The sequence below is a fragment of the Listeria monocytogenes ATCC 19117 genome, from assembly GCF_000307025.1.
Lineage (GTDB): Bacteria > Bacillota > Bacilli > Lactobacillales > Listeriaceae > Listeria > Listeria monocytogenes_B.
Genome location: NC_018584.1, coordinates 1,093,545 through 1,116,418 on the forward strand (window position 1 = coordinate 1,093,545; position 22,874 = coordinate 1,116,418).

20 protein-coding genes are annotated in these 22,874 nt (G+C 37.4%); 16 read left to right on the forward strand and 4 right to left on the reverse strand.

What is annotated here, in order from left to right; translation table 11 throughout:
* Positions 1–44: 44 nt before the first annotated feature.
* Positions 45–596 carry a peptide deformylase gene (gene def / locus LMOATCC19117_RS05445; protein WP_003725563.1) on the reverse strand — a complete coding sequence of 184 codons (552 nt, stop codon included), beginning with the start codon at positions 594–596 and terminating at the stop codon, positions 45–47.
* An 833-nt stretch (positions 597–1,429) separates the two neighbouring features.
* Between def and pdhA the strand changes: the two genes are divergently transcribed.
* The 8 genes from pdhA to LMOATCC19117_RS05485 all read left to right on the forward strand — a co-directional run bounded on the left by pdhA (position 1,430) and on the right by LMOATCC19117_RS05485 (position 9,082).
* Entirely contained in the window at positions 1,430–2,545 is a 1,116-nt protein-coding gene (gene pdhA / locus LMOATCC19117_RS05450; RefSeq protein ID WP_003727023.1) for a pyruvate dehydrogenase (acetyl-transferring) E1 component subunit alpha, read from the forward strand.
* 2 nt (positions 2,546–2,547) lie between these two features.
* The gene (locus LMOATCC19117_RS05455) at positions 2,548–3,525 is read left to right on the forward strand and encodes an alpha-ketoacid dehydrogenase subunit beta (RefSeq protein WP_003722680.1); all 978 of its coding nucleotides are present in this window, start codon (positions 2,548–2,550) and stop codon (positions 3,523–3,525) included.
* 110 nt (positions 3,526–3,635) lie between these two features.
* Complete coding sequence (locus LMOATCC19117_RS05460; protein ID WP_003725565.1) at positions 3,636–5,270, forward strand: dihydrolipoyllysine-residue acetyltransferase; 1,635 nt, start codon at positions 3,636–3,638, stop codon at positions 5,268–5,270.
* A gap of 4 nt (positions 5,271–5,274) precedes the next feature.
* Positions 5,275–6,678, forward strand: coding sequence for a dihydrolipoyl dehydrogenase (gene lpdA / locus LMOATCC19117_RS05465; protein WP_003725566.1), 1,404 nt, complete (start codon positions 5,275–5,277; stop codon positions 6,676–6,678).
* 186 nt (positions 6,679–6,864) lie between these two features.
* The gene (locus LMOATCC19117_RS05470) at positions 6,865–7,176 is read left to right on the forward strand and encodes a hypothetical protein (protein WP_003725567.1); all 312 of its coding nucleotides are present in this window, start codon (positions 6,865–6,867) and stop codon (positions 7,174–7,176) included.
* Between the two features lie 128 nt (positions 7,177–7,304).
* The gene (locus tag LMOATCC19117_RS05475; RefSeq protein ID WP_003727020.1) at positions 7,305–8,258 is read left to right on the forward strand and encodes a malate dehydrogenase; all 954 of its coding nucleotides are present in this window, start codon (positions 7,305–7,307) and stop codon (positions 8,256–8,258) included.
* On the forward strand, positions 8,258–8,530 hold the full coding sequence (locus LMOATCC19117_RS05480; protein WP_003722685.1) for a UPF0223 family protein: 273 nt from the start codon (positions 8,258–8,260) through the stop codon (positions 8,528–8,530). The genes LMOATCC19117_RS05475 and LMOATCC19117_RS05480 overlap by 1 nt, the downstream gene beginning before the upstream one ends.
* Before the next feature lie 21 nt (positions 8,531–8,551).
* Positions 8,552–9,082, forward strand: coding sequence for a DsbA family protein (locus LMOATCC19117_RS05485; protein WP_003725569.1), 531 nt, complete (start codon positions 8,552–8,554; stop codon positions 9,080–9,082).
* A 57-nt stretch (positions 9,083–9,139) separates the two neighbouring features.
* Here LMOATCC19117_RS05485 and LMOATCC19117_RS05490 read toward each other — a convergent pair whose 3' ends face one another.
* Together LMOATCC19117_RS05490 and LMOATCC19117_RS05495 are read right to left on the reverse strand one after the other, a co-directional pair.
* Positions 9,140–10,084, reverse strand: coding sequence for a magnesium transporter CorA family protein (locus LMOATCC19117_RS05490; protein ID WP_003722692.1), 945 nt, complete (start codon positions 10,082–10,084; stop codon positions 9,140–9,142).
* Positions 10,085–10,284: 200 nt separating this feature from the next.
* Positions 10,285–10,899: a YktB family protein gene (locus tag LMOATCC19117_RS05495; RefSeq protein WP_003727018.1), complete on the reverse strand. Its 615-nt coding sequence runs from the start codon at positions 10,897–10,899 to the stop codon at positions 10,285–10,287.
* 130 nt (positions 10,900–11,029) lie between these two features.
* On the opposite strand from LMOATCC19117_RS05495, the gene LMOATCC19117_RS05500 reads away from it, so the two are divergent.
* The 3 genes from LMOATCC19117_RS05500 to LMOATCC19117_RS05510 all read left to right on the forward strand — a co-directional run bounded on the left by LMOATCC19117_RS05500 (position 11,030) and on the right by LMOATCC19117_RS05510 (position 14,886).
* Positions 11,030–11,803: an inositol monophosphatase family protein gene (locus LMOATCC19117_RS05500; protein WP_003725571.1), complete on the forward strand. Its 774-nt coding sequence runs from the start codon at positions 11,030–11,032 to the stop codon at positions 11,801–11,803.
* Positions 11,804–11,994: 191 nt separating this feature from the next.
* Positions 11,995–13,833 carry a translational GTPase TypA gene (gene typA / locus LMOATCC19117_RS05505; protein WP_003722695.1) on the forward strand — a complete coding sequence of 613 codons (1,839 nt, stop codon included), beginning with the start codon at positions 11,995–11,997 and terminating at the stop codon, positions 13,831–13,833.
* Positions 13,834–14,010: 177 nt separating this feature from the next.
* Positions 14,011–14,886 carry a DUF5068 domain-containing protein gene (locus LMOATCC19117_RS05510; RefSeq protein ID WP_003725572.1) on the forward strand — a complete coding sequence of 292 codons (876 nt, stop codon included), beginning with the start codon at positions 14,011–14,013 and terminating at the stop codon, positions 14,884–14,886.
* 31 nt (positions 14,887–14,917) lie between these two features.
* On the opposite strand, the gene LMOATCC19117_RS05515 is transcribed toward LMOATCC19117_RS05510, so the two are convergent.
* The gene (locus tag LMOATCC19117_RS05515; protein WP_003734828.1) at positions 14,918–15,148 is read right to left on the reverse strand and encodes a YlaI family protein; all 231 of its coding nucleotides are present in this window, start codon (positions 15,146–15,148) and stop codon (positions 14,918–14,920) included.
* Positions 15,149–15,353: 205 nt separating this feature from the next.
* On the opposite strand from LMOATCC19117_RS05515, the gene LMOATCC19117_RS05520 reads away from it, so the two are divergent.
* The 5 genes from LMOATCC19117_RS05520 (at position 15,354) to LMOATCC19117_RS05540 (ending at position 22,869) form a co-directional block, all read left to right on the forward strand.
* Positions 15,354–15,635, forward strand: a complete 282-nt coding sequence (locus tag LMOATCC19117_RS05520; protein ID WP_003725573.1) for a YlaN family protein — start codon at positions 15,354–15,356, stop codon at positions 15,633–15,635.
* Positions 15,636–15,816: 181 nt separating this feature from the next.
* Positions 15,817–17,019: an FtsW/RodA/SpoVE family cell cycle protein gene (locus LMOATCC19117_RS05525; protein WP_003727014.1), complete on the forward strand. Its 1,203-nt coding sequence runs from the start codon at positions 15,817–15,819 to the stop codon at positions 17,017–17,019.
* A 277-nt stretch (positions 17,020–17,296) separates the two neighbouring features.
* Positions 17,297–20,737 (forward strand): pyruvate carboxylase, encoded by a 3,441-nt coding sequence (locus tag LMOATCC19117_RS05530; protein WP_003731550.1) that lies wholly within the window; start codon positions 17,297–17,299, stop codon positions 20,735–20,737.
* Positions 20,738–20,890: 153 nt separating this feature from the next.
* Complete coding sequence (locus LMOATCC19117_RS05535; protein WP_003734744.1) at positions 20,891–21,784, forward strand: ABC transporter substrate-binding protein; 894 nt, start codon at positions 20,891–20,893, stop codon at positions 21,782–21,784.
* 281 nt (positions 21,785–22,065) lie between these two features.
* Positions 22,066–22,869, forward strand: coding sequence for an ABC transporter permease (locus LMOATCC19117_RS05540; protein ID WP_003736234.1), 804 nt, complete (start codon positions 22,066–22,068; stop codon positions 22,867–22,869).
* The last annotated feature ends 5 nt before the right edge of the window (positions 22,870–22,874 follow it).

Sequence of the window (22,874 nt, forward strand, 5' to 3'; positions counted from 1 at the left end):
AAAAATCCCCGCAGGATCTTAATTCCTGCGGGGATTTATTCAATTTAACCAAACACATCCACATCTGGTGGCAAGTATGATGGATTTTCTTTATTAATATGATCATAAAACATAATACCGTTCAAATGATCGATTTCGTGTTGAATAACAATCGCTGGATAACCTTTGAAACGTAATTTAAGCGGTGTACCATTTTCGTCAAAGGCATCAATGGTTACACGTTCACTTCGGACCACATACCCTGGAACTTCTCGGTCAACAGAAAGACAACCTTCACCACCAGAAAGACAAGCTTGCTGAACAGAATGGCTACGAATTTTTGGATTATAAAGCACATAACTATAAAGACGATCTTTTTCATCATGTACATGAATAGCTAGGAAACGTTTAGTCACAGCGAGTTGTGGAGCTGCAATTCCAACGCCACCACGCAACCCATATTTTTCTGCTAACTCTTCATCTTGACTGTTAATCAGGAATTCGAGCATCTCGCGTCCTAATTTTTTTTCTTCATCTGAAAGCGGGAAAGTCACTTCTGTCGCAACTTCTCTAAGTGCTGGATGACCTTCTCGTACAATATCGTCCATTGTAAGCATGATTTGATTCTCTCCTGTTCTTTAATAACTTATCTTTATTTTAACAAAAGAACGAAAAAAAAGGAATGAAAGATTACTAGACTCGAAAAAAAGAGTGTTTTAATAGGTCTAAAGGCATATTTGTTAAAAAAGAGAAAGTTTTAAAAGCGAACAATAACAATTATTTTTTTTATAATGTTCGTTTAAACTAAACAAAGAAAAAAATTATATGTTTGTGAATTCACAAACTATCGATATTTGCTGTTTGAAAGCTTGAAATAGGTGTGGTAATGCGAGAGTTGCAATATTATATAACAGTTTTTATCTGTTTCATCTTTTTTTAATACAGAAGTGGAAAGCGAATGATTTAAGTAATAATGCCATTGTAAGCGATAAAACAATTAGAGATTAACTTATTGACTTCATAATCTTGGTAGTGTAAATTAAGAGAGAAGATTAGTGTATTAATAAAATTCTTGTTTTTAAGTAAAACAGAAATAACTTTTAACTAAAAGGAAAGTTCCTGATTTTTTATGAAACATTGTGAAAGAATGAATATTTTTTCACAAACTCTCTTAAAACCCATGTTTTCAATGAGGATTTTGTGGTAATAACTGGAGAGGCTACGTAATTGGTTAATAGGAATTTAGAAAAAAGCTTCCGGAATCTGCTTCTTTCTATAGAATGACTTTTCTTTTTACTACGCTATTATAATTAATACACAATCAGGATGGCAGTTTTAAAAGAATCCATTTAGATGGGTAAATGACCGGACGAGCGTTACATAAAACGCATACCTAACTAATGAAGAATTTGAAACTGTACAATGTGAATGACGAAAGGGTGGATACGAAATGGCTTCTAAAACAAAGAAGGCTATTATCGACGTAAAGAAACAATTTGAGGCTGTTCATAAACAATTTGAATTAGTTCAAATTTTGAATGAAAAAGGAGAAATCGTTAATCCAGATTTAATGCCGGATTTAACTGATGACGAGTTAGTAGAATTAATGACTCGCATGGTTTGGACTCGTGTACTTGACCAACGTTCTATCTCACTTAACCGTCAAGGACGTCTAGGTTTCTACGCTCCAACTGCTGGACAAGAAGCTTCCCAACTTGCAAGCCACTACGCACTTGAAAAACATGACTATATTCTTCCGGGTTACCGTGATGTGCCACAACTTATCTGGCACGGACTTCCACTTACAAAAGCGTTCTTGTTCTCTCGTGGACACTTTGTAGGTAACCAATTCCCTGAAGATTTAAATGTATTATCACCACAAATCATCATCGGTGCACAAATCGTGCAAGCTGCCGGTGTTGCTCTAGGACTTAAAAAACGTAAAAAAGATGCTGTTGTAATCACTTATACAGGTGATGGTGGTTCTTCCCAAGGTGACTTCTATGAAGGAATGAACTTTGCAGGTGCTTACCATGCTCCAGCAATCTTCGTAGTACAAAATAACAAATTCGCGATTTCTACACCTCGTGAAAAACAATCAGCTGCTGAAACATTAGCTCAAAAAGCAGTTGCAGCCGGAATCCCAGGCGTACAAGTAGACGGAATGGATCCACTTGCAGTATATGCTGTAACTAAATTCGCTCGTGAACGTGCAGTTGCTGGTGAAGGCCCAACATTAATCGAAACAATGACTTACCGTTATGGTCCACATACACTTTCTGGTGATGATCCAACTCGTTACCGTACAAAAGAACTTGACGGAGAATGGGAACTTAAAGACCCAATCGTTCGCTTCCGTACTTTCTTAGAAGGTAAAGGCCTTTGGAACGAAGAAAAAGAAAATGCTGTTATCGATCAAGCAAAAGAAGAAATCAAAGTAGCAATTAAAGAAGCAGATGCTACACCAAAACAAACTGTAACTGATCTTCTTAAAAATATGTACGAAACACCAACTGCTCCTATCAAAGAGCAACTGGCAATCTATGAAGCGAAGGAGTCGAAATAATCATGGCGCAAAAAACAATGATTCAAGCGATTACAGATGCGCTTGCAGTAGAACTTGAAAAAGACGAAAACGTATTAGTTTTTGGGGAAGACGTTGGTAAAAACGGCGGCGTATTCCGTGCAACAGAAGGATTACAAGAAAAATTTGGCGAAGATCGTGTATTCGATACTCCTCTAGCAGAATCTGGTATCGGTGGTCTTGCGATTGGTCTTGCACTTGAAGGTTTCCGTCCAGTTCCAGAAATTCAATTCTTCGGTTTCGTATTTGAAGTAATGGATTCCGTTGCTGGTCAAATGGCTCGTATGCGTTATCGTACAGGCGGAACTCGTACTGCTCCAATTACAATTCGCGCACCTTTTGGTGGTGGAGTTCATACACCAGAAATGCATGCGGATAACTTAGAAGGATTAATGGCTCAATCACCTGGTTTAAAAGTGGTAATTCCATCCACTCCATATGATGCAAAAGGTCTTTTAATCTCAGCTATTCGTGATAACGATCCAGTTATCTTCTTAGAACATATGAAATTATACCGTTCTTTCCGTGAAGAAGTTCCAGAAGGCGAATACACAGTAGAAATTGGTAAAGCAGCTGTTCGTCGTGAAGGTACGGATGTTTCTATCATCACTTACGGTGCAATGGTACAAGAATCAATGAAAGCAGCAGAAGCGCTTGAAAAAGATGGCGTATCTGTAGAAGTTATTGATTTACGTACAATTAGCCCAATTGATGTGGAAACAATCATTGCTTCCGTTAAGAAAACAAACCGCGCAGTTGTAGTTCAAGAAGCGCAAAAACAAGCAGGTATTGCAGCTAATATCGTTGCTGAAATCAACGACCATGCAATCCTTTCTCTTGAAGCTCCAGTTATGCGTGTTGCTGCTCCAGATAGCGTATTCCCGTTCTCTCAAGCAGAAACAGTTTGGTTACCTAACCACAACGATATCATCGAACGTGTAAAAGAAGTTATTGCATTTTAATTTATAATGACCGTTTTAAAACTTATGGGGAGTTTTAGAAGGGGAAAGAAATATTTTTATACTAAGGTTCAGTTTATCTGAACCTTAGAAATTACAGGAGGCTTAATAAAATGGCATATTCATTTAAATTACCGGATATCGGTGAAGGTATCCATGAAGGTGAAATCGTTAAATGGTTTGTACAACCAGGCGATAAGATTGAAGAAGATGAATCCCTATTTGAAGTACAAAACGACAAATCAGTGGAAGAAATCACTTCTCCAGTTTCAGGAACGATTAAAGAAATCAAAGTTGCAGAAGGTACAGTTGCTACAGTTGGACAAGTACTAGTAACATTTGATGGCGTAGAAGGTCACGAAGACGACGCCGAAGAAGAAAGCGCAGCACCAAAAGCAGAATCCACAGAATCAACTCCTGCACCCGCACAAGCTAGCGGAAAAGGAATTTTTGAATTCAAATTACCAGATATTGGTGAAGGAATTCATGAAGGTGAAATTGTTAAATGGTTTATTCAACCGGGCGATAAAGTAGAAGAAGATCAGTCCATTTTTGAAGTACAAAACGACAAATCTGTCGAAGAAATTACTTCTCCAGTAGATGGAACTGTTAAAGATATTTTAGTTAGCGAAGGAACAGTAGCAACAGTTGGTCAAGTATTAGTAACATTCGAAGGCGATTTTGAAGGAGAAGCTAGTCATGAATCTACTCCAGAATCTCCAGCAGAAGAAGCTGAACTTACAAACAACGATGCAACTTCCGCTCCAGTTACAGGTGGAAACGGAACGCCATCATCTAAAAAAGATCCTAATGGCCTTGTAATTGCAATGCCTTCTGTACGTAAATATGCGCGTGAAAAAGGCGTTAATATCGCTGAAGTAGCAGGCTCTGGAAAAAATAACCGCGTAGTTAAAGCTGATATTGATGCTTTCCTAAACGGCGAACAACCAGCTGCATCAACAACTACTGCTCAAACAGAAGAAAAAGCAGCAGCACCAAAGGCAGAAAAAGCAGCAGCAAAACAACCAGTTGCAAGCTCCGATGCTTACCCAGAAACACGCGAAAAATTAACACCAACTCGTCGTGCGATTGCAAAAGCAATGGTAAATTCAAAACATACAGCTCCACACGTTACTTTAATGGACGAAATCGAAGTAACTGCACTTATGGCTCACCGCAAACGTTTCAAAGAAGTGGCTGCCGAAAAAGGTATCAAACTAACTTTCTTACCTTATATGGTGAAAGCTCTTGTTGCAACGCTTCGTGACTTCCCAGTGCTTAACACAACTTTAGATGATGCGACAGAAGAACTTGTTTACAAACATTACTTCAACGTTGGTATCGCAGCAGATACAGACCACGGTTTATATGTACCAGTAATTAAAAATGCTGATAAAAAATCCGTATTCCAAATTTCTGATGAAATCAACGAACTAGCTGGAAAAGCACGTGATGGTAAATTAACTGCTGACGAAATGCGCCACGGTTCCGCAACTATTTCTAATATCGGTTCTGCCGGTGGACAATGGTTCACTCCAGTAATTAATTACCCAGAAGTTGCTATCCTAGGTGTTGGTCGTATTGCTCAAAAACCTATCGTAAAAGATGGCGAAATTGTAGCAGCACCAGTACTTGCTCTTTCCTTGAGCTTTGACCACCGTGTAATTGACGGCGCAACTGCTCAAAAAGCAATGAACAATATTAAACGTTTATTAAACGATCCAGAATTATTACTAATGGAGGTGTAACAAAATGGTAGTAGGCGATTTTCCAGAAGAAAGAGACACCATAGTCATCGGTGCAGGCCCAGGTGGGTATGTAGCCGCAATCCGAGCTGCACAACTCGGACAAAAAGTTACCATTATTGAAAAAGAATATTACGGCGGTGTGTGCTTAAACGTGGGATGTATTCCTTCCAAAGCACTTATCACAATCGGTCACCGTTTTAAAGAAGCTGGACACTCTGATAACATGGGTATTACAGCAGACAACGTGAACTTAGATTTCACAAAAGCACAAGAATGGAAAGGCGGCGTAGTTAACAAGCTTACATCAGGTGTTAAAGGCCTTCTTAAGAAAAATAAAGTTGAAATGTTAGAAGGAGAAGCGTTCTTCGTGGATGATCATTCCTTACGTGTGATTCACCCTGACTCCGCTCAAACTTATACATTTAACAACGTAATCATTGCAACAGGATCTCGTCCAATCGAAATCCCAGGTTTCAAATATGGTAAACGTGTATTAAGCTCAACTGGTGCACTTGCACTAACAGAAGTTCCGAAAAAATTAGTCGTAATTGGCGGCGGATATATCGGAACAGAACTAGGTGGAGCATTCGCTAACCTTGGTACAGAACTAACTATCCTTGAAGGTGGTCCAGAAATCTTACCAACATACGAAAAAGACATGGTTTCCCTAGTTAAACGTAATCTGAAAAGCAAAAACGTTGAAATGGTTACTAAAGCACTTGCAAAATCTGCTGAAGAAACTGAAAACGGCGTTAAAGTAACGTATGAAGCTAACGGTGAAACTAAAACTATCGAAGCTGATTATGTTTTAGTGACAGTAGGTCGTCGCCCAAATACAGACGAAATCGGTTTAGAACAAGCTGGCGTTAAAGTAACAGAACGCGGTTTAGTAGAAGTTGACAAACAAGGTCGCTCGAACGTTCCTAACATTTTCGCAATTGGTGACATCGTTCCTGGTGTTCCTCTAGCTCACAAAGCTAGCTATGAAGCAAAAATCGCTGCTGAAGCAATTGCTGGCGAAAAAGCAGAAAACGATTATACAGCACTTCCAGCTGTTGTTTTCAGTGACCCAGAACTTGCAACAGTTGGTTTAACAGAAAAAGAAGCAAAAGAAAAAGGCTTTGATGTAAAAGCTGCTAAATTCCCATTCGGCGGTAACGGTCGTGCGCTTTCTTTAGATGCACCTGAAGGATTTGTTCGTCTAGTTACTCGTAAAGAAGATGGCCTAGTTATCGGTGCACAAGTTGCCGGAATGAACGCTTCTGATATTATTTCAGAAATCGGCTTAGCAATCGAATCAGGTATTACAGCTGAAGACATCGCGCTTACTATCCATGCTCATCCATCCCTTGGAGAGCTTACAATGGAAGCAGCTGAACTTGCTTTAGGTCGTCCAATTCACATGTAATCAACTTAAAGCGGAGGTATCCTTTATGGATATTTCCGCTTTTTATCTATATAAATTAGTGCGTGATTTCACAAAAACTCTTTTAGTTCATTTTTTGAAATATTTAAAGTATCCGTTTTAGAAAAAAAGGAGTATAATGTAACAAGTGAATGTAACAAGTCAAATCTAATTGAATCAGGTGAAAAAATGGAGAAACAAACAGCAACTTGGAAGAAAGCTCTATTTTGGTTTGCGTATGTAGTAGCAGGAATTTGTTTTTTATTAACGATTGTGGCCTTTATTGTAGGATTTATTCATCACATGCATGATACAGGTGGATGGCGTTCCGTTATTCAAATTCTCGAAACTCCAATCACAGGCTTTGTCAAAATGACTGGTGGCTACATCGGTAAAGGAATCTTAGAAGTAATTATTCTGATTATCGTTAGTTATGTATTACCGATTTTCTTCTGTTTTGCAACGCATTATTTAAAAGTAAAACGACGTGAAATGGCTTAAAATAAGATTATTTTGTAAAAAGCAAAGCGAATGAGCATTGCTTTTTATTTATGTGGTCAAGTTATTTTATTTTTGCCTCGGAAGCATGCTAAAATAACAATAAGAGACTTGATGAGGAGGAGATGCATATGCCATCTAAGAAGAAAAAAATTGTCGTTATCGGCAGAAGTAATCTACAAAATCTCTACATTCATACAGTTCTTTTAAAAAAAATACCAGCCGAGATTTACTTAATAGACGATCAAGCTAAAACAAGCGTACAAGATTTTGACTATGCGAGTTATTATCATGCAGATGCGACCATTCACGCAGGAACCTTCAACGAGTGTCGCAACGCTGATATAGTCGTCTTTTTTCAAGAAGAAATGTCCAATCAACTCGTTTCAAAAGAAGACAACGTCACGCTAATCAAAGAAAAAGTGAAGAAAATGATGGCGAGCGGTTTCCGAGGAATTGTCTTAGTGGCGACAGCTGAAAGTAATGTCGTTGCCGCGTTAATTAAACGTTTCTCCGGCCTACCTGCAAATCAAATTATTACGCTTGGCACCATGCTTGCGACGTCTTATTTTCAAGTGGAAATTGCTAAATTATTTAAAATTAGCCCTAAAAATGTACACGGATATATTATTGGCGATAATGCAGAAGATGTCATTCCTGTATGGAGTAGAGCCTTTCTTGGTGGCAAACCAATTTTAAGTTATTTAGCTGAAGAGCAAAAAAGAATCTCAGCAGAGGATTTACAAAATTTAACAAAAATGATTACTAAAATTCCAGATTTTCCTTTTGAAAATAAAGATGGTTGTTCTTTTCGATTTAGCACGGTAACTGTTCTTGCTGAATTAACCGAAGTTGTTTTGCGCGACGAAGCAAGAGTTATAACAGTTGGTGTTGAAGTGAAAGACGCATATGGTTTAGAAAATCCTGTCTTCATTAGTGTTCCAGCTGTCATTGGCGCAGAAGGAGTCAGAGAACTACTTGAATTACATCTCTCAGACGATGAACAAAAAGAATTAAAACAAATCGCCACAAAAACCACCGAGAAATTGGAAGAATTGCAACTTAACAAAGGAGGGATTAGTTAATGGAATACAGTTATCCACTAAATCCAGACTGGACAACCGAAGAAATGACGATTGTTGTGCAATTTTTAGAAGCTATTGAGCGAGCGTATGAAAAGGGCATAGATACGCTTGAGCTCAAAGAAAAATATCGAGCATTCAAACAAGTAGTCCCTGCCAAAGGAGAAGAAAAACGGATTGGTATCGACTTTGAAAAAGCAAGTGGCTATTCGGCCTATAAAGTCATGCAACTTGTAAAAAACGCAACTACTAGTAAAATAAAAATGCAACCATAATTAAGAGGAGGAATTTTTTTCATGGATATTAGCCAAATTAAAGCAGAAGTAGTAACACCAGAAACAGGGATACACGTAGGAGATCAAACTGCGCCAGTAAAGGTAATGTCATTCGTTAACTTACGTTGCCCATTTTGTAGAGAATGGAATGAAAAATCCAAAGACGTTCTAACGGAATATATTCAAGCAGGGAAAATTGAATTAATCATTAAACCATTTGATAAAGAAAAAGAATCGTTACAACGAGGAAATGTAACGCATCGCTACTTAGATTATTCCAAACCAGAAGAAACCCGTGAAACAATCAATAAAATTTATAGTAAGCAAGATGAATGGGGTAGCCTAACGCTTCCTGAAGTAGCTACTTATATGGAATCCGAGTTAGGCTTAACAGAGCAAGACAACAAAGCGGCATCAGAAAAAATTGTTGCTGAGGCAAACGCGGCAAATGTTGTTTTTGTACCAACTGTTATTGTGGGTGAACATATTTTTGATGAGCACATTAGTCCTGAAGAATTACGTTCGTTACTAGACGGCGAATTAGCTAAATAAAAAAAGCGAATGTATTGGCCTAAAATTTTAGGTAATACATTCGCTTTTTGTTTATTTTTAAAAGAATTTCCTCCGCCAGAATACAATCGCAAGCGCTCCGGCAATCCCGAATGCAAAACCAAGCGTCAGCATCCAAGCCATTGGTGTATTCATAAACGGTAATTTCACGTTCATTCCGTAAAAACTAAACACCATCGTTGGAATCGTCAAGATGATGGTAAAAGAAGTAAGGAATTTCATCACGATATTCATATTGTTCGAGATAATTGAAGCATAGGCATCCATCATCCCGCTCAAAATATTCGAGTGGACTTCCGCCATTTCAATACCTTGGCGATTTTCAATAATAACATCTTCTAATAAGTCTTGATCTTCTTCGTACATTTTAACAATATTTTGACGCATCATTTTATCAAGTACGACTTTATTCGATTTAAGGGCGGTTACAAAGTAGACTAAACTTTTTTCAATCCCCATTAAATCATAAAGTTGTTTATTTTTCATAGATTCATGTAGTTCTTTTTCGATTTCGTCTGTTTGACGGTTCAAGCGTTTTAAGTGACGCAAGAAAGTAGTGGAAATCATGTATAAGATTTGCAATGCAAACCGCGTTTTCATATGTGTATAAAAGCCTTTAATACGGTTTCTAATAAATGATTGTACAATAGAAGAATCAATCGTACAAATTGTAATAAAATAATCCTTTGTAATAATTATCCCCATTGGTATGGTTTCAAATGAAGCGTAATGAATATCATCTTCATCGACTACCGGAAAGTCACAAACGATTAAAACAGAATCCGAGTCGTCATCGCGTTCAATCCGGGCACTTTCATCTTTATCTAGTGGATCTTCTAAGAACTCTAGTGGAATTTCGTAGTTATCGGCAATTTTGTTAATTTCTTCGGAAGTTGGCGCAACAATATTAATCCAACAATTGCGTGTCACTTCTTCTAATTCAATTAATTTGCCGTTTTCATCTGATTTGAAAATTTGATGCATGCTTTTTACCTCCTTTTTTAACAGGTAAATTTCACGCGGTTAGAGTTTCGTTCCCGTGAAAAATCACCTGTATGAATACTTCGATGTGGACCAGGGTCACTTGCTGTTTGCTGCTCCTTTTTCACGTTCCTCAACTCCTTCAAACCATAGTAATTCACAACTCTACCATTATACCTAGATTATAGTCATTTGTACATCTTTTATTGAAGGGAAGCCTTATAGAGCGGAATTAGCTCGTCAAGGACCATTTCTGCCTCTTTAATGAAGTCTTTCCCTGGGGATAAATGGCTATCATCTGGTAGATAAATTTTCCCAACTAAGAATTCTCCTTTTTTCACATCACGGAATCGTTCAAGCGTGGCCTTTAGTTGTCCGTCGTGTACCGGATACGTCTTTTCCTCTGTGTGATCTGGAGAAATGGCAAAGTTATCCGGTAAATCAGCCAATAATTTCTTTTCTTTCAAGAAGCGATTGGCGATTTTCGCGCTTTCTTCATTTTCATAAATAAAAGCGAGCCAAATGAATAAATAATTATCGAATAGACCCACTTGGAAATGAGGGTGCTTTTTATATCCACGTTTATCATGGCAAATGGCCAGCCAAGTGCTTTCGGGTGGGTTAACTGAACGTCTTTGGTGACGAGCAATATGTAAAAACATTTCATCGCCAAGCTTGGCACTTAAATAAGTAGTCAATTCTTCCCCAACAGCTCTGAATTTTGGTTGGATATCCGTTTGAATTCCGCTCATACGTGCTTCAAGCCCAGGAATTTGCATTGTTTTAAAATCTTTCTTACTAAATCCTTTAAAAGTCATCTGTTTTCCTCCTAATTTTGCATATAGTTTCATTATACGGAAGTTAAGTTCCAAGTGAAAGAATCTTGTTCTATTCAGATAATTCATTTTTGTGATAAAATAAACAAAAAGAGTGCGAAGAGGTGTGTTTATGGACAGCGAAAAAATAGATTATTTAGCAAGGTTATGGATCATGGAAGCCGCAGCGAAAATTAAACAATCTTTCAAAGAAACACTAGACATTGATGTCAAATCCGGTCGAAATGATTTAGTGACGAATATGGATAAAGAAACCGAAGCTTTTTTTGTTCAACAAATTAAAGACCATTTTCCTGACCATCGTTTATTTGGTGAAGAAGGAATGGCGTCAGATGTAACAGATTTAGATGGAGTGGTTTGGATTCTTGACCCAATTGACGGGACATTGAATTTTGTTGAACAGCAACGCGATTTTGCGATTTCACTTGCAGTTTATGAAGATGGAATAGGGCAGCTTGCTTATATTTATGACGTTGCACGCGATGAGCTGTATTTTGGAGAAAAAGGAAAAGGTGCTACAGTAAACGGCAGAACTATCCCTAAACTTGACCCAGCAATAGACCTAAAAGATACGCTATTAATTGCTAATTTGAGCGTGACAAGAAAATTCCCAACCATGTGGGAGGCGGTAAAAGCTTCTAGAGGATTACGATTACACGGAGCAGCTTCACTGGAATATATGGATGTTGCTACTGGACGAGCGGGAGCCTATCTTTCTGCTAATTTAGCCCCGTGGGATATAGCTGCTGGAAAAATTATCGTCGAAGAATTAGGCGGGAAAGTGACACGGATTAATGGTGAAAAAATCAATATGTTAGAAAAAGGAAGTTCTATTGTAGCATCGCCAAAAATCCATCAAACCTTATTAGATAACTACCTGCCTTAAAGAAAGCGCTCAACATAAAAAAACTTGTTTTCAGAAAATAAAAATCGTGCCAAATCCGCTCAGCTATGCTATAATAGGTAAGTTGATTTAAACGAGACGATAGCGACGGAGGAAAATAAATCTATTTTCCTCTTTCTTTTGGCTAATCTTCACGATAAATGTTTGGATTTTTAATTTAGGAGGAAACAAGATTGAATTTAAGAAATGATATTCGTAATGTAGCAATTATTGCCCACGTTGACCATGGTAAAACAACTCTAGTAGACCAATTACTACGCCAGTCAGGCACATTCCGCGACAATGAAACAGTTGCAGAACGCGCAATGGACAACAATGATTTAGAAAGAGAACGCGGTATTACAATTTTAGCGAAAAATACAGCGATTAAGTATGAAGATACACGTGTAAACATCATGGATACACCTGGACACGCCGATTTCGGTGGAGAAGTAGAACGTATCATGAAAATGGTAGATGGTGTTCTTTTAGTAGTGGACGCGTATGAAGGTACTATGCCTCAAACACGTTTTGTACTAAAAAAAGCACTAGAACAAAACTTAACACCGATCGTTGTAGTAAACAAAATTGACCGTGATTTTGCTCGCCCAGAAGAAGTTGTTGATGAAGTATTAGAATTATTCATCGAATTAGGTGCGAACGACGATCAATTAGAATTCCCAGTTGTTTATGCTTCTGCAATCAACGGAACTTCAAGCTATGATTCTGATCCAGCAGAACAAAAAGAAACAATGAAACCACTTTTAGACACAATTATCGAACATATCCCGGCTCCAGTTGATAATAGCGACGAACCATTACAATTCCAAGTATCATTACTTGATTATAATGACTATGTTGGTCGTATCGGTATTGGCCGCGTATTCCGTGGAACAATGCACGTGGGACAAACAGTTGCTTTAATTAAACTTGATGGCACAGTAAAACAATTCCGTGTAACGAAAATGTTCGGTTTCTTCGGACTAAAACGTGACGAAATTAAAGAAGCAAAAGCGGGTGACTTAGTAGCACTTGCGGGAATGGAAGACATTTTCGTTGGTGAAACAGTAACACCTTTCGATCACCAAGAAGCACTTCCACTTTTACGTATTGATGAGCCAACATTGCAAATGACTTTTGTTACAAATAACAGTCCTTTCGCAGGCCGTGAAGGTAAACACGTAACAAGCCGTAAAATTGAAGAACGCTTACTTGCAGAACTTCAAACGGATGTATCTTTACGCGTTGAACCAACAGCTTCTCCAGACGCTTGGGTAGTTTCTGGTCGTGGTGAGCTTCATTTATCCATTCTGATCGAAACAATGCGTCGCGAAGGTTATGAATTACAAGTTTCTAAACCAGAAGTAATCATCCGTGAAATTGATGGCGTGAAATGTGAACCAGTAGAAGATGTTCAAATTGATACTCCAGAAGAATTCATGGGTTCTGTTATTGAATCTATTAGCCAACGTAAAGGCGAAATGAAAAACATGATTAACGACGGTAACGGCCAAGTTCGTTTACAATTCATGGTTCCAGCTCGTGGCTTAATCGGTTATACAACTGATTTCCTTTCAATGACTCGTGGTTATGGTATTATCAACCACACATTCGATAGCTACCAACCAATCCAAAAAGGACGCGTTGGCGGACGTAGTCGTGGTGTTCTTGTATCCATGGAAACAGGTAAATCTACTACTTACGGAACAATGCAAGTAGAAGACCGTGGTACTATTTTTATAGAACCTGGTACGGATATTTACGAAGGTATGATCGTTGGGGAAAACAATCGTGAAGGCGATATCGCTGTAAACATTGTGAAAGCAAAACAAATGACTAACATTCGTTCTGCTAACAAAGACCAAACAAACGTAATCAAAAAACCTCGTCATTTATCACTAGAAGAATCATTAGAATTCCTAAACGAAGATGAATACTGTGAAGTAACACCAGAATCCATCCGTTTACGTAAAAAAATCCTAAACAAAAACGAACGTGAAAAAGCAGCAAAACGTTCAAAAACTGCTGAATAATATATATTTGAATCGGCCAAATGGTTTTTAAGTGGTAGGAATATCCTTTAAAAACTATTTGGTTTTTTTATGCTTTAATTTGCTGGAAAAGGGAATAAAATAATGTGTTTGTAACACTATTGTAATATGAAAAGCTATTTGGTATATTAGAAGTAAGTAGAAAAGGTGGTTAGTATGATGAAAAAACGTATAATTATTCTTGCAGTATTAGTGGTACTTCTTATCGGAGGAGTTGTAATCGGTGTTTATGCAAGCGGAAACTCTGCAAAAGACAACAATGAAAGCAAAACAACAGCTAAAAAAGCCACATCTACACCTAAGAAAGCAATTGACACAGAGAAAAAAGAAACAACAACCAAAGAAGCGACAACAAAAGATTCCGTAACGGATGATAAAGGTGTAGTCACAAAAGGAAGCTCAGATGTAGAGAAAAACGCACCGGCCAAAAATAATAGTAGTGCAACAGATAAAAGCAATAGTCCAACTACACCGGCTTTTTCGTTATCTAGTACAGGCTTCAAAACTTCCAATGTATCTTCTGTTCTTGGTGGAACTGTAACAACAACGTATTTGTCGAGTGCCCCATCATTCGAAAAAATCTTTGAAAATTTAACGATTGAAGTGAATCAATATAAAGTAGAGCATGTTGTTGGTGCGAATAAAGCAGTTAGTGCAAGTAATCCAGAAAGCTATTTAGCAAATAAAAACGGCTATGTAATCACTTTAGACATTTCCATTAAAAATACTTCTGCAAAAGATAAAATGTACAAAGCAGACCAAATTACACTTATAGGAGCAAATGAATTTGTAGGAGGAAGCTTAGATAATTTTGTTCCTTCTAATTTTCATCTTATAGGAAGTAAAGCAGATCCAAATATTTTCACCGCTGGAAAAACAGCTCGTGGGCTTCTTACATTTACAATGACAGAAGCTGTGTACAATGATTTAGCAGCTGACTCAAAAATAGGTGTTCCAAATCCTGATAAATTTGATGCAAGTGTTTCTGAAGCTAATGCAGGCGATGATGTAGTTGCCTCATTCCCAGTAAAATAAAAAAATCCGCCCGATAAAGGGCGGATTTTCTCTATTTTCCAGCACTTTCTATTAAATTCTTTAACTCACTATTCGACATTACTACTGGTTTATGAAAATTGAAATGACCAGAATTAACGCGACTGATAGTGTTAATAGCTACTCGATGTTCACATTCAGGACATAGATACATTCTAATAGGTTTATTACGTAATTGTTTTGTTTTAAATTCGCGATTGTCTAGCTCATCTACACGCTCGCACAAGATACATTTTGCGTTCAATTTGTCTTCACCTCACACAAGTATTATAGCATGATTATCGAAAAAGGCGAGTAAAAGTGAATTTTTCAAAAATTTTAATTAGATCGTGCTTGCGTGGTAAATAAATTATGCTATACTAGTACTATCTAGTATTAACTTTTACTTAAGGTTTTTCCTTGAGATGAAAATAAAGCGCTACTTTTGGCGTATGATAGGGGGTTCTGTGATGGCAAATAAAAAGATAGATCACAGAGAAGAGGCAGTGGAGCTTTTAAAGCAAGACGCAAAACGAATCTTACAGTTGATTAAAGTTCAAATGGATAATCTAACATTACCGCAATGTCCAGCATATGAGGAAGTTCTTGATACACAAATGTATGGTTTATCACGTGAAATTAACTTTGCAACCCGCCTAGGACTAATTGAACCAGAAGAAGGCAAGAAACTAATGTCTACACTGGAAAAAGAATTGTCCACTTTACATGAACTGTCCATGAGTAAAAAATAATGAATCAATTGAAAAGATGTCTGATTTTTTCTGACATCTTTTTTTGTTTGCCAGCGAAAGATTAAAAAATGAGCCAAAAGAAGGAGGCGATTCTTCTTTTCATTTGGAGGTCTTTTCCTTTATAATAGGAAGAATAGAAAACAAGATGGGATAGTAACTTCTCAGGGATTGGACGATGCCGATGTTTAAACGAATTTTAAAATCTTATGATTATGCATTTATAGCGGTATTTATCGTGCTATGTTTATTTGGGCTTATTATGATCTATAGTGCCAGCTGGTCTTTAGCAATTGGTAAAGGCTTACCGGCAGATTATTTTTATGCTCGTCAAGTAAAGAACTTTATAATTAGTTTTATTTTCTTTATTCTTTTTGCTCTTTTGCCATTTAAATTTTATCAAAATAATAAAGTGTTAATGTTAATTGTATTTGGATCCATCGGTGTCTTATTACTGATTTTCTTAGTGGGTAAAACGGTAAATAATGCGAACAGTTGGCTTGTTTTAGGGCCACGTTCTCTTCAACCAGGAGAATTTGCTAAATTAGCCGTAATTATTTACATGTCTGCCATCTATGCGAAGAAACAAAGTTACATTGATGATTTTAACCGTGGTGTTTTACCGCCCATATTCTTTTTAGCATTTGTATGTTTCTTGATTGCCATTCAGCCAGATACTGGGACAGCTTTTATTATTTTCTTAGTTGGTTGTTGTATTATTATCACTTCTGGAATGCGACTTCGAACGATTATGAAATTAATTGGGATTGGTATGGGTATTATTATTGGACTCACGCTCATCTTATTCGCACTACCGGATAGTGTGAGGAATGAAATTGTTTCTCCAACGAAAGTAGCTCGTATTACGACTTTTATGAACCCTTTTGAGTATGCGGATAAAGAAGGGCACCAGTTAATTAATTCCTTCTATGCGATTGGCTCAGGTGGTGTTTCTGGACAAGGGCTTGGCGAAAGCGTTCAAAAACTTGGTTACTTGCCGGAAGCACACACCGATTTTATTATTGCCGTTGTTGCAGAAGAATTAGGTGTGTTCGGTGTGATGTTTATTATTTTGGCACTGTTCTTCATTATCTTTAAAACTATCACGACCGGACTCAGGGCGAAGGATCCATTTGCCTCCTTAATGTGCTACGGGATTGCTAGTCTGATTGCGATTCAAGCATTTATTAATCTTGGTGGAGCTAGTGGTTTGATTCCGCTTACTGGTGTAACGCTGCCATTTATTAGTTATGGTGGATCTTCCTTAATGGTGCTCTCGATGATGCTTGGTATCGTAGCGAATATTTCAATGTTCACTAAATACCAACGTGTTTATAAAGCAGATGGTTCCACGAGAGAGTTACCAAAGAAACAAAAAAGACGTTAAATTATGAAGAAAAAGCTAATTAATTAGCTTTTTCTTTTTTTGCTTTACCGCATGTTTTTGGCGTTTTATAGCCAGTTTATTCGTGTTTTCGATATTGTTTTAAATATTTAGAAAGAAAATAATTTACATCTGATGGTATTTAATACTATAATTGAAGTTATATACCGTTTTACAGCCTAAAAAAAGGGGATTATCATATAAGTGTACATAATCATTTCAACCGTTGGAGGCTATGTATAAAGTATAGAACAGATCAGTGTTGGTTAGGAGGAAAAAAATGAATCGAATTAAAAAAGTATTAGTAGCAAACCGCGGAGAAATTGCAATCCGTGTTATGCGTGCGTGTACTGAACTCAAAATCAAAACAGTGGCTATTTATTCACAAGAAGATACCGGAAGTTTTCACCGGTATAAATCAGATGAAGCTTATCTGGTTGGAGCAGGGAAAAAGCCTATTGATGCGTATCTAGATATCGAAAACATAATAGAGATTGCTAAAGAATCTGGTGCAGACGCGATTCATCCGGGATATGGTTTCTTGTCCGAAAACATTGAATTTGCTCGTCGTTGTGAGCAAGAAGGCATTATTTTCGTTGGTCCTAAATCAAAACACCTAGATATGTTTGGTGATAAAATCAAAGCAAAAGAACAAGCTCTATTAGCTGATATTCCAGTAATTCCGGGAAGTAATGGACCCGTGGCTGGTATTAAAGAAGTAGAAGAATTTGGTGAGAAAAACGGTTACCCATTAATGATTAAAGCTTCTCTTGGAGGCGGCGGTCGTGGTATGCGTGTCGTAGAATCAAAAGAACATGTCAAAGAAAGCTTTGAACGTGCATCCTCAGAAGCAAAAGCGGCATTTGGGAACGATGAAGTATACGTAGAAAAATGCGTGATGAATCCGAAACATATCGAAGTACAAATTCTTGGGGACACCCATGGCAACATCGTTCATTTATTTGAACGTGATTGTTCTATCCAACGTCGTCATCAAAAAGTAGTAGAGGTAGCGCCATGTAATGCGATTACTTCTGAACTACGTAACCGTATCTGTGATGCTGCAGTAAAATTAATGAAAAATGTTGATTACATTAATGCTGGAACAGTTGAATTTTTAGTGGAAGGCGATGATTTCTACTTTATCGAAGTAAATCCTCGTGTCCAAGTGGAGCATACAATTACTGAAATGATTACAGGGATTGATATTGTTCAATCACAACTATTCATTGCAGATGGTTACGCGCTTCACGACCAACTAGTAGCTATTCCTAAGCAAGAGGATATCCATATTCACGGTTCTGCTATTCAAAGCCGTATTACAACGGAAGATCCACTTAATAACTTTATGCCAGATACTGGTCGAGTAGATACGTATCGCTCTACAGGTGGGTTTGGAGTTCGGTTGGATGCTGGTAACGGCTTCCAAGGAACAGTAGTAACACCATTTTATGATTCCTTACTTGTAAAATTATGTACTTGGGGAATGACATTCGAACAAGCAACGCGCAAAATGCGTCGTAACTTAATTGAATTCCGTATCCGTGGTGTCAAAACGAACATTCCTTTCTTATTAAATGTTGTTCGTCATCCGGATTTTGCAAGTGGTAATTATAATACAAGCTTTATTGATACAACACCGGAACTATTTAAATTCCCACATATTCGCGACCGTGGTACAAAAACGTTGCGTTATATTGGTAATGTAACGGTTAATGGTTTCCCAGGAATTAAGCACCGTGATAAACCTGTATATGCAGAACCACGCTTGCCAAAAATTCCGTATGGTTCGCAAATCTCTCCAGGTACAAAACAAATTTTGGATGCAAAAGGTCCAGAAGGCGTTGTAGACTGGGTGAAAAAACAAGAAGAAGTGCTCTTAACAGACACTACACTTCGGGATGCGCACCAATCTTTACTTGCAACACGTGTTCGCTCGAAAGACATTTTCCAAATAGCAGATGCGATGGCTCATTTATTACCAAACATGTTTTCCTTTGAAATGTGGGGTGGCGCGACTTTTGACGTGGCATATCGTTTCCTAAATGAAGATCCTTGGGTGCGCCTAGAGACACTTAGAAAACAAATTCCAAACGTGATGTTCCAAATGTTACTTCGCGGAGCTAATGCAGTTGGGTATAAAAACTATCCTGACAATGTTATCCGTGAATTCGTTAAGCAATCAGCACAATCCGGTGTGGATGTATTCCGCGTGTTTGACAGCTTAAACTGGATCAAAGGCATGGAAGTGTCCATTGATGCTGTTCGTGAAGCAGGGAAGATCGTAGAGGCTGCTATCTGCTATACAGGAGATATCGATGATGACACAAGAACGAAATATACCATAGATTACTATAAAGATATGGCGAAAGAGCTCGTTGCTCAAGGCACGCATATCCTAGGAATCAAAGATATGGCTGGGCTTTTAAAACCACAAGCGGCATACCGTTTGATTGGCGAATTAAAAGATACAGTAGATGTTCCAATCCACCTTCACACGCATGACACAAGCGGCAACGGTATTTATACTTACGCAGCAGCTGTCAGTGCTGGCGTTGACATTGTGGACGTGGCATCAAGCGCAATGAGTGGGGCTACAAGCCAACCAAGTATGACTGGTCTTTATTACGGATTAGTGAATGGTAATCGTCAAACGAATTTAGACGCTCAAAATTCCCAAATCATTAATCATTACTGGGAAGATGTTCGTCACTATTACAAAGACTTTGACAATGCACTTAATTCACCTCAAACAGAAGTATACATTCATGAAATGCCAGGTGGTCAATATACTAACCTTCAACAACAAGCCATTGCAGTTGGACTTGGCGATCGTTGGGACGAAGTGAAAGAAATGTATACAGTGGTTAATCAAATGTTTGGTGATATCGTTAAAGTAACACCTTCTTCCAAAGTTGTTGGAGACTTAGCACTATTTATGGTTCAAAATGAATTATCCGAAGAAGATGTATACGAAAAAGGCGATACCATTGATTTCCCAGATTCCGTTATCGAATTCTTTATGGGGGAAATTGGTCAACCATACGGCGGCTTCCCAGAAAAACTTCAAAAACTAGTACTCAAAGGACGTACACCACTTACAGATCGTCCAGGCGCTTTAATGGAACCAGTTAACTTTGTTGAAGTCAAAGCAGAATTAAAAGAAAAAATGGGTTATGAACCAACTGAAAAAGATGTCATTTCCTATATTTTGTATCCAAAAGTGTTCCTAGATTATCAAGAAATGATTAATAAATATGGTGATGTAACAGTCCTTGATACACCAACATTCTATAAAGGAATGCGTTTAGGGGAAACAATCGAAGTAGAACTTGAAAAAGGAAAAATCCTTTTAATCAAGCTAAATTCTATTGGTGAACCAATTGCGGATGGCACACGTGTTATCTATTTTGAATTAAATGGACAACCACGTGAGATTAACATCCAAGATATGAACGTTCAATCCACTGTTATTGCACGCCGTAAGATTGATACAACTAATCCTGAACATGTTGGAGCTACAATGACAGGTTCAGTCATTCAAGTAGTTGTTAAAAAAGGCGACTCTGTGAAAAAAGGTGATCCACTACTAATCACAGAAGCAATGAAAATGGAAACAACGATTCAAGCGCCTTTCGATGGAGAAGTTAGCAGCATTTATGTTTCTGACGGCGATACTATCGAATCTGGTGATCTTTTAATTGAAGTAAACAGAATTTAAAAACATAAATGACTAACGGGTGGGAATATGACGCTAATTTAAAGTGAAGAACTTTAAAAATCGATAAGTTAAACGTGAGAATAAAGACGTTTTTCCAGATTTATTAGTGTTAGATTTCCCGCCTGTTTTTTCTGAAAAAAGGAGAACATACATATGAAATGGTTTAAAGGAATTGCCGTAGTTTTATTGCTTGCTATTTTAACTGCATGCGGGAATACGGAAGTAAAAGAGACAACAAAGCAAACAGAAGAAATCAAAGTGAAAGATGCAACTGGTGAAACAATTACACTGAAAAAAGCTCCAACTAAAATTGTTTCATTAATTCCAAGTAATACAGAAATTTTATTTGCACTAGGACTTGGTGATGAAGTAAAAGGAGTATCGGCATATGATGATTATCCAAAAGAAGCTCAGAAAATAGAGAAAGTGACTTCTACTTCAGTTGATACAGAAAAAATTATTGCTCTTAAGCCTGATTTAGTTCTTGGACACGAATCGATGCTTGCAACAGAAAAAGACGCTTATAAAATACTTACAGATGCGGGAATTAACGTGTTTGTAGTTCCAGACGCAACAAACTTAAAGGAAGTAGAAAAATCGATTGCTACCATTGGTGATCTAACTGGAACAGAAAAAGAAGCTACAAAAGTGACCGATTCAATGGAGAAACAAAAAATAGCTATTGAAAAGAAAGCGAAAGAATTAAAAACATCCCCAAAAGTATGGATTGAAATTAGTCCAGACTTATACACAGCAGGAAAAGGAACATTTATGAATGAAATGTTAGAACTTGCTGGTGGAACTAATATTGTAACAGAATCAGGGTTCATTCCTTACAACGAAGAAAAAGTAGTAGAACTGCAACCGGATATCATTTTATCTGTCTATCCAGATGCCAAAGCAACTATCCAAAAACGTGCAGCATGGAAAGATATTCCAGCGGTTAAAAACGATAAAATCTATGAAATGGATGCCAATAAATTAAGTCGTCCAGGACCAAGATTGCTTGAAGGGGCAGCAGATATTCAGGCTGTTCTTGAAAACTAATTCTTTGATAATTGCAGATGAAGCTTTACAAAAAATGACTTTTAAGGTAATTTAACATAGGGTGGATTTTTTACTAAACCGTATTAGTAAAATAATTTGCCAAATAAGCAGAGCTATATACACTTAGAAGATCATGCATAAACAGCAAGAATATGGCAACCGAGACGACAAATAATACAAACAAGGTGTCTGTGGTTTTAAGTGGAGGAGTTGCCTATAAAAGAATAGTGAGCTGAATCTGGTTATTAAAACCATATTATTTTTCGGGAAGAAGTGTTTTTGTGAAACAGGTTATGGAAGTTATTAAAGAACAAATAAAAAATTTACCAATGATATTTCGCATTGCGCGCTATGAAGATAAGGCTACATACCAAAGCCATTATTTAGGACTAGCATGGCAGATTTTAAATCCATTAATACAAATTGCTATTTATTATTTTGTGTTTGGATTTGGGATGAATGCAAAATCTGGATCGGATGCAAGTTATATTGAATGGATGCTAGCGGGGATTATTCCTTGGTTCTTTATTAGTGCAGTTATTTTGCAAGGTGCGAATAGTATTTATAATAAAATAGGCATGGTTTCAAAAATGAATTTCCCAATGAGTATTTTACCTAATATCACGATTGTCTCTAATTTAACAAGTTATTTTACTATGATGGTAATTTTGCTAGGCTTGCTCGCAATTAATGGAACTCCTATTACAATCTATTGGGGTCAGTACTTGTATTATTTTGTAGCCATGATTGCTTTTCTCTTCAGTGTTACTTTATTTAATGCAACAATTAGCGTTTTAGTAAGAGACTATTATATTATGCTGCAATCTGTCATGCGTGTACTTTTTTACGTAACAGGGATTGTTTGGAATTTAGAAACAATGTTGCCGCAATGGCTAGTAGATTTACTCAAACTAAATCCGATTTACTATGTGGTAAACGGCTTTAGAGAGACATTCTTAATGAATAAAGGCTTCTGGGAATCTCCATCATACACGATGTATTTCTGGTTAATCACGCTAACATTACTATTTGTTGGTGCGACACTACACATGAAATTCCGCGAACGCTTCGTGGATTATTTATAGGAGGT